Genomic DNA, 8,480 nt, shown 5'->3' with positions numbered 1-8,480 from the left:
TGGACCTGACAAGATTCGAACTTGTGACCTCCCGGTTATCAGCCGGACGCTCTAACCAACTGAGCTACAGGTCCATCATGGTGGAGGTTAGGGGGATCGAACCCCTGACCTCAGGCTTGCAAAGCCCGCGCTCTCCCAGCTGAGCTAAACCCCCACGGAGAAAGTAATAAACACCCCAGCGGCGACTCGGCTCTCGCTGGGGTGTTTATTGCGAAAGAAAGTGGTGGACCTGACAAGATTCGAACTTGTGACCTCCCGGTTATCAGCCGGACGCTCTAACCAACTGAGCTACAGGTCCATCGCGCAAGGGATATATTAGACGAGTCGTTACGCGCGCGTCAACAACTTTTTTGAAAAACTTTGGAGGGTGTCGGCCCCGGCTGCCCGGCGGCATGCGAAGTCGCCTGCTCAGACAGTCCTGCTCGCACGGAGAGCACATTAAGTGCTCTCCGGCTCGTGCGGAACTCGCGATCGACTTCGCATGCCGCCGGGCAGCCGGGGCCGACGTGGGGTTCAAAGGTTTTCAAAAAAGCGGTCGACGCGCAGTGCGCCGACCGCCGATATATGGGGTCTGATAATTTTAACCAGCTAGAGTCTCTTACTCGTCGAGGAGATCTTCTGGCATGTCGTTGCCGTCGCCTAGGTCGACTGGGGCCTCTTCGGCGTCGGCTGCAGCCTCGGCATCTTCGCCTTCGAGCTTTTCCTTGGCGGCCGTCATGCGGGCTACGGCGCAGATGCGGTCGTTGTCGTCGACGGCCATCATCTTGACGCCCTGGGTGGCGCGACCGGTTTGGCTGATCTCGTCGGTCTTGACGCGAATGACCGTCGCGCCCTCCGTCACGATGAACAGCTCATGCTGCGGGCCCACCGTCTTCATGGCGGCGAGGTTGCCCTTGCGCTCGGTCATCTGGATGGTGTAGACACCCTGACCGCCGCGGTTCTGCTCCGGGTAATCCGAGACCGGCGTGCGTTTGCCGTAACCGCGCTCGGTAATGACAAACAGGTCGCCGTTACCGTTGGTAATCTCCATACCAAGAACGCTCACGCCTTCCTTCATGCCAATGCCGCGGACACCGCTGGTATCGCGACCAGTGGCGCGCACCTGGTCCTCGGGGAACATAATCGCCTTGCCCGCGGTGGTTGCCATGATGATCTTGTCACCCTCGCGCACGCGACGCACAGCGAGCAGCGCGTCGTCGTCCCTCAGGTTGATGGCGATCAGGCCGTCGCGGCGGCTACGGTCGTAGGCGCTCATCACGGTCTTCTTGACCATGCCACTCTTGGTGGCAAACATCAGGTACTCGTCGGCGGGGAACTCGCGGCAGCTGATGACGCTCGCGATCTTCTCGCCCTCCTCGAAAGGCAGCAGGTTGACGATCGCGGTGCCGCGCGCCTGGCGCGTGCCAACCGGCAGCTCGTGCACCTTCAGGCGATAGACCTTGCCCTTGCTCGAGAAGAACAGCACGTACTCGTGTGTGGATGCGATAAACATCTCGTCGATAACGTCGTCCTCTTTAAGGTTGACGCCCGACACGCCCTTGCCGCCACGCTTTTGGGCGCGATAGGCGGCCACCGGGATGCGCTTGACGTAGCCGGTGTGGGTGATGGTCACGACCATGTCCTCGTCGGCAATCAGATCTTCGACGTCCAGGTCCTTCTCGACATGGCTGATCTCGGTGCGGCGCTTGTCGCCGAACTTCTTGGAAATCTCGCGCATCTCTTCCTTGATGACGCCCAGGATTTTCTCCTCGTGCGCCAACAGGTCCTCGTAGTAGGCGATAGCACGGCGCAAGCCGTCCAGCTCTTCCTGAATCTTGTCGCGCTCCAGGCCGGTCAGGCGGCGGAGCTTCATCTCGAGGATGGCCGTAGTCTGCTCGGGCGTAAAGCCAAAGCGCTCGATCAGGCGACTGCTGGCCTCGGAATCGGTCTGCGAGGAGCGGATGATGCTGATGACCTCGTCGATATGGTCGAGAGCCATCAGGTAGCCCTCGAGGATATGGGCACGCGCCTGGGCCTTCTTGAGGTCAAAGCGGGTGCGGCGGGTGACGACGTCGACCTGGTGGTCGATGTAGTGCTGCAGCATCTCGCGCAGGCTCAGGCATTTTGGAACGCCGTTGACAAGCGCCAGGTTGTTGGCACCAAAGGTCGTCTGCAGCGAGGTATACTTGTACAGGTTGTTAAGCACGACCTGCGGGATGACGCCCTTCTTGAGCTCGATGACCAGACGGATACCCTTCTGGTTGGATTCATCGCGCATATCCGAGATACCCTCGATGCGCTTGTCATTGACGAGCTGGGCGATTTTCTCCTGCAGGGTGCCCTTGTTGACCATGTAGGGAATCTCGGTAAAGACCAGGCGGCTGCGGCCGGTCTTGGTGGATTCCACGTGGGCCTTGGCGCGCACGGTAATGGAGCCGCGGCCGGTCTCGTAGCTCTGCCTAATGCCGGCGCTACCCATGATGATGGCACCGGTGGGGAAGTCCGGACCGGGCATGATCTGCATGAGCTCGTCGACGGTGGCGTCGGGGTTGTCGATCAGGTAGCAGGTGGCCTCGATCGCCTCGGTGAGGTTGTGCGGGGCGATGTTGGTGGCCATGCCGACGGCGATACCCTGGCTGCCGTTGACCAGCAGGTTGGGGAAGCGCGCAGGCAGCGCCTGGGGCTCGGCGAGCGACTCGTCGTAGTTGGGCTGCCAGTCGACGGTGTCCTTCTGCAGGTCACGCAAGAGCTCCATGGCGGGCTTCGCCAGGCGGCTCTCGGTGTAACGCATGGCGGCGGCGCCGTCGCCGTCGATGTTGCCGAAGTTGCCGTGACCGTCAATGAGCGGCGTGCGCATGGAGAACCACTGCGCCAGGCGGACCATGGCCTCATAGACCGCGAAGTCGCCGTGCGGATGGTACTTACCGATAACTTCGCCGACCGTCCAGGCCGACTTCTTGTGCGGACGGTTGGGGTAGATGCCGCTCTCGTTCATTGCGTACAGGATGCGACGGTGCACCGGCTTTAAGCCATCGCGCACGTCCGGCAGGGCGCGCGCCGTGATGACCGACATCGAGTACTCGATGAACGACTGCTTCATCTCGCGGCCGAACTCTGAAATCTGGAGCTGGCCGCCGTTTATATCCTCGCCGGCCGAGGCACCACGATCGACTTCGCCAAAGCTCTCCTCGAGCTCACCGTCGTCATCCTCTTCCTCATCATCATCGGCATCGGGGTTATAGGCATCCGGATCGCCGTCCTCGCCCTGCTCGGCGCGGGCGAGCAGGCGCTTCAGATCGTCGGGCATGCCGGCGTCGCTGGCCTCGTCCATACCCTCGTTATTGTTGATATCGTCTGCCACGTTACCTCCTCTTAAGCATCAAGGAATCGTGCATCATGCGCGTGTTTTTCAATGTACTCGCGGCGATAGCCGACCTCGGAACCCATGAGCTCGCGCACGGCGCGGTCCGCCACCACGGCGTCCTCGATCGTCACGCGCTGTAGGATGCGGGTCTTGGGGTCCATCGTCGTCGAGGCAAGCTGCTTGGGATCCATCTCGCCCAGGCCCTTGTAGCGCTGGACGGTGTAGCCCTTGCGTTTCTTGGTGATCTTGCCATCCTTGGCCTTGCCGTCCTCGTCGTTGTCGTCGGGGTTCAGTCCCAGGCTCTGGATGGTGTCGCGCAGGATCTCGTCTTCGGGCTGGCGGCCGTTGGGATACACGTAGTGAATCTTGTTGCGCACCTTGATGCCAAAGATGGGCGGGCACGCGACGTACACGTAGCCGGCGTCAATCAGCGGGCGCATGTACTTGTAAAAAAACGTCAGCAGCAGGATGCGGATGTGCGCACCGTCGACGTCTGCATCGGTCATGATGATGATCTTGTGGTAGCGCGCCTTGGTGATGTCAAAGTCGCCGCCGTCGCCGGCGCTCGTCGTGACGCCGCAGCCGATCGCGGTGATGAGTGACTGGATGGTGTCGCTCGAGAACGCACGATGATCGCCCACGCGCTCGACGTTCAAAATCTTGCCGCGCAGGGGTAGGATCGCCTGGATGTCTCGGCGACGGCCATCCTTGGCCGAGCCGCCTGCCGAGTCGCCCTCTACGATAAAGAGCTCAGTCAACTCGGCGTCGCGCACCGAACAGTCGGCGAGCTTGCCGGGCAGCGACGCCGTCTCGAGCAGGCTCTTGCGGCGGGTCGCCTCGCGCGCCTTGCGGGCGGCGTTGCGCGCCTTGCAGGCCTGTTGGGCCTTCTTGACGATCTCGCGAGCGGGCTTGGGATGCTCCTCGAGGTAATCGACAAGCCCGTCGGTCACGATCTTGAGCGTCAGCGCGCGCATATAGGAGCTGCCGAGCTTGGCCTTGGTCTGGCCCTCAAACTGCGGATCGGGCAGTTTGACCGAGATAACGGCCGACAGGCCCTCGCGCACATCGTCGCCGGTCAGGTTGGCGTCTTTTTCCTTGAGCAGGTTCTGCTTGCGAGCGTAATCGTTAATCACGCGGGTGAGTGCGGTACGGAAGCCCTCGAGGTGCATGCCGCCCTCGGGGGTGTAGATGTCGTTGGCAAACGACATGACGTTCTCACCGTAGCCGCTATTCCACTGCAAGGACACCTCGACCTCGCCCATCTTGGTCACGGGCGCATCCGGATCCGATTTGCCCTCAATATAGATGGGTTCCTTAAAGGCCTCGGGGACATCCTTGCCCTCATTGAGGAACTTAACGAAGTCGATAATGCCGCCGGCGTAGCAAAACTCCTCCACATGGGGAGTCGCCTCGCGCTCGTCGGTCAGCACGATCTTGAGGTTCTTGTTGAGGAATGCCGTCTCCTGCAGACGGTTGTGCAGCGTGTCGAAATCGTAGATGCAGGTCTCGAAGATCTCGTCGTCGGGCCAGAAGCTGACAGTGGTACCCGTCGTCTCCGAAGTGCCCACGACCTCCATCTTCTTGACGGTCTTGCCGCGCGAAAACTCCATCTCGTAGATGTTGCCATCGCGGCATACCCGTACGACCACACGCTTGGACAGGGCGTTGACGACGGAGATGCCCACGCCGTGCAGGCCGCCCGAGACCTTGTAGGCCGAGTTATCGAACTTACCGCCGGCGTGCAGGATCGTCATGACGACCTCGAGCGTCGGGATCTTTTTGATGGGATGCTCGTCGACGGGGATACCGCGCCCGTTATCGACGACCGTGATGGAGTTGTCGGCGTGGACCGTCACCTGGATCTCGGTGCAGAAACCGGCCATGGCCTCGTCGACGGAGTTGTCAACGATCTCCCACACCAGGTGATGAAGACCGCTGGCGCTCGTCGAGCCAATGTACATGCCCGGGCGCTTACGAACGGCCTCGAGACCTTCGAGAATCTTAATCTCGCCGCCATCGTAATCGTTTTCGTTTGCCACACGTCCTCCTTCAGTCAAGAAAATGTGTACAGCCTTACTAGTTTATCGTAAAAAAATACCCTCGGGAACGAGGGTATTTGGCTCTACAAGGCCACCAGATGCGATTTAAGGCTCTTTTTTGCTTTGCACGCCCTTGGCCCACTCGGCACTGGCTCTCATGGCATTCTCGAGGGCCTCGCGCAGTTTTTGGTCTTCGATGGGCGCCACTTGGCGCTCAATCTCGGTGCGCTCGGCCTCACTTAGGTCGGCGTGCGGAGCCGGCGGGCGCTCGGTCGTCGCCGGACGCAGGCGCTCCTTGGCGGCGGGCGGCGTGTGACCGGGCGCGGTGGTTTTGAACACCAGGCCGTCCACATGCGCACCGGCGCGCTCCATGCGCGCGCGGATGATCTCGCGCAACAGCGTCATTTCCTGCGTCCACGAGGGCGAATCGAGATATACCAGCAGCTCATTGGACTCGGGCAGGTAGCGCAGGCCCGTCACATGCCGCCCCTCGCGCGTGCCCGAGCACACCGCGTTCCACGCGCGATAGACCGCGCGCGACTCCTCGGCAGCCTCCATCTGCGCGCGGCGCTCAGGTGTTGCAGCCGCCAGGATGCGCTGGCGCTCTGCGTTTAAAAACCCACTGAAGGCGACCGTTTCGCTCTCGCGCTCGTAATTAGCACGTCTCACCCATGCTCACCACCTTGGATCGATCAAGCAGGTCATCGGTAAAATACCCCAGGTTGGTCGTGGTTATGACCGTCTGGATATCATCGCCGATCAGCCGCAGAAAAGCGCCGCGACGCTCGCCGTCGAGCTCGCTCATCACGTCGTCCAAAAGCAGCAGTGGGGCGGTGCCCAGGACATCGCGAGCCACGGCCACCTCCGCCACCTTCCAGGCCAGAACCAACGTCCGCTGCTGACCTTGGCTGGCAAATGAACGGGCGGATCGACCCGCCACGGCAAACTCAATCTCATCGCGATGCGGTCCCACCAACGTCACGCCGCGGCGAATTTCCTCGTCGGCGTGCTCATCAAGGGCAGCCAGCATGCGCTCGTACGCCCAGCCCTTCAGCTCTTCGCGATCCTCGACCTGGGGCAAATCCCCCAGCGTGGACGTATAGGTCACGTTGGCGGCCTCGCCGGACGCCACTTGCCCGTAGGCAGTGTGCACATGGCCCGCCAGCCGGTCGAGCAGGGCCAACCGGTGCACGAGCAGGGCCGAGCCCGCGCGGGCAATCGAATCGTTCCACGCGCCGAGCATCTCGCGGCAGCACCAGGCCTCCTTGAGCAAGGCGTTACGCTGGGTCACGCAGCGCCCATAGGTGCTCGCAAGATCGGCATAGCGTGCGCTCAGTTGCATGCCAAAGTCATCGAGGGCGGCACGGCGCACACTGGCGCCTCGCTTAACCATGTCCAGATGGTCGGGGCAAAACAGCACGCTCGGCAGGACCCCGCGCACACCGGCGGCAGAGCATCTCTTGCCGTTGCGGCTAAACGAGCGCTTACCGTCCTCCGCGCTCAATCCCATATCAAGCACGCGGCCGTCGCCCTCGAGCCTCAGCTCGACCTTGCACGAGCCCGCGCCGTCATGGACGAGCTCGGCGGCGGTCGGATGCCTAAACGAGGCGCCGCTCGTCAGCAGCTGCAGCGCCTCTATAAGATTGGTCTTTCCCGCCGCGTTGGGTCCCGCAAGTATCGTCACGCCCTCGTCCAGGGCAAGGCGATAGCTATCGAAGCTGCGGTAGTGCGCGACGGAAAGATCGCGGGCGAACATGGTCATGGCGCAACGCTAGATGCGGACCGGCATGACCAGGTACAGGTAGTTGATCTTGTCGTAGGACTTGAAGATGCCCGCCTGCGAGTAGCTCTTGAGCTCCAGCGTGATCTCCTTCTCCTTGGATAGGGCATTGAGGCAGCCGAAGATGTAGTGGTAGTTGAAGGCGATGGTGCCCGACTCGCCCTCGGCCTCGACATCGATCGTCTCCTGCGCAAGGTCCTGGTCATTGGAGATGGAGGACAGGCCCATCTGCCCGTTCTCGACATCGATCTCGAACTTGACGGCGGGGTTGGCGCTCGCGATAACGGCCACGCGCTTGAGGGCGGCGTTAAAGGCGGCGACGTCGATCTTGACGCTCGTCACGCACGAATCGGGGATGAGCTGCTTGTAGTTGGGGTACACGCCCTCGATGCGGCGCGACACGTAGGTGGTGTTGCCGGCCTCGAAGACGACCTGGGTGTCGGTAGCCCCGATCATGATGGTCGCCTGGCTGGCCATGATGTTCAGTGCGTCGTTAAAGGCGTCAGCCGGAACGTTGAGCTCAAAGGAGCCTTCGAGGGTCGAGGTCTCGACCTGCGTATCGCACACGGCCAAACGGAAGGAATCGGTCGCCACCAGGCGCACGGTGTTGTTCTCGACCTTCATGTGCACGCCACCCAGGATGGGGCGGGCCTTGTCGGTCGAGGTGACGCGCCACACGCGGCCGACCATCTCGGACAAGATATCGGTCGGCAGTTCCACGGCGCTCTCGATGGCATAGGCCGGAAACTCGGGGAAGTCATTGGCATCGAGCGTGTTCAGGCGAAAAGAGCTCTTCTCGCAACCAATCAGCACCTGGCGCTCAGACAGCTCAAAGGTGACCGGAGCGTCGGGGAGAGTCTTGGTAATGTTGGAGAGCATCTTGCAGGGGATAACCATCTCACCCTCTTCTTCGACATGTGCCGCGATGCGGTGACGAATCGAGATGGTGTAGTTAGAGGTCTGGAATTCCAAGATGCCGTCCTGCGCCTTAACGAGTACGCCCGAAAGGATGGGAAGGGTGGATGCCGAAGCGACTCCCTTCATGACGACGCCGATAGCTTGTGTAAGCGAGCTCTGGCTGACGGTGAACTTCATCTTTTAATACCTTTCTATAGATATAAATATCTTAATAATAGTAATAGCACTGACGAAACTGTTGATTACTCGCAAAGACGCAGGTCAGACCCAGAAAGAGAATCGACAGTAGCCTGTGTGCAACAGGGGTCGTTTTCCACGTTCAAAACCTGCGCAAAACTTTTCATCACCGCGGGTCGGGTTTTAGACACTTTATGCCCGTGGTTTCGACAAGTTTTCAACA

General features: G+C 61.0%; 5 protein-coding genes and 3 tRNA genes. All 8 read right to left on the bottom strand.

Going from position 1 to position 8,480, the window contains the following annotated elements:
- A tRNA-Ile gene (locus ABHR75_RS00850) sits at positions 1-74 on the bottom strand.
- Between the two features lie 4 nt (positions 75-78).
- Positions 79-154, bottom strand: a tRNA-Ala gene (locus tag ABHR75_RS00845).
- 67 nt (positions 155-221) lie between these two features.
- Positions 222-298 (bottom strand) — tRNA-Ile (locus ABHR75_RS00840).
- A gap of 300 nt (positions 299-598) precedes the next feature.
- The gene (gene gyrA / locus ABHR75_RS00835; protein ID WP_346963454.1) at positions 599-3,310 is read right to left on the bottom strand and encodes a DNA gyrase subunit A; all 2,712 of its coding nucleotides are present in this window, start codon (positions 3,308-3,310) and stop codon (positions 599-601) included.
- Positions 3,311-3,351: 41 nt separating this feature from the next.
- The gene (gene gyrB / locus ABHR75_RS00830) at positions 3,352-5,382 is read right to left on the bottom strand and encodes a DNA topoisomerase (ATP-hydrolyzing) subunit B (RefSeq protein ID WP_346963406.1); all 2,031 of its coding nucleotides are present in this window, start codon (positions 5,380-5,382) and stop codon (positions 3,352-3,354) included.
- A 105-nt stretch (positions 5,383-5,487) separates the two neighbouring features.
- Positions 5,488-6,051 carry a DciA family protein gene (locus ABHR75_RS00825; protein ID WP_346963405.1) on the bottom strand — a complete coding sequence of 188 codons (564 nt, stop codon included), beginning with the start codon at positions 6,049-6,051 and terminating at the stop codon, positions 5,488-5,490.
- On the bottom strand, positions 6,038-7,144 hold the full coding sequence (gene recF / locus ABHR75_RS00820) for a DNA replication/repair protein RecF (protein WP_346963404.1): 1,107 nt from the start codon (positions 7,142-7,144) through the stop codon (positions 6,038-6,040). The genes ABHR75_RS00825 and recF overlap by 14 nt, the downstream gene beginning before the upstream one ends.
- Positions 7,145-7,153: 9 nt before the next feature.
- On the bottom strand, positions 7,154-8,257 hold the full coding sequence (gene dnaN / locus ABHR75_RS00815; RefSeq protein ID WP_022094338.1) for a DNA polymerase III subunit beta: 1,104 nt from the start codon (positions 8,255-8,257) through the stop codon (positions 7,154-7,156).
- Between the last annotated feature and the right edge of the window lie 223 nt (positions 8,258-8,480).

The sequence above is a fragment of the Collinsella aerofaciens genome, from assembly GCF_039752955.1.
GTDB lineage: Bacteria > Actinomycetota > Coriobacteriia > Coriobacteriales > Coriobacteriaceae > Collinsella > Collinsella aerofaciens_BI.
Note: the sequence above shows the minus strand (reverse complement) of the source record. Positions and strands in the feature narration are given on the sequence as shown.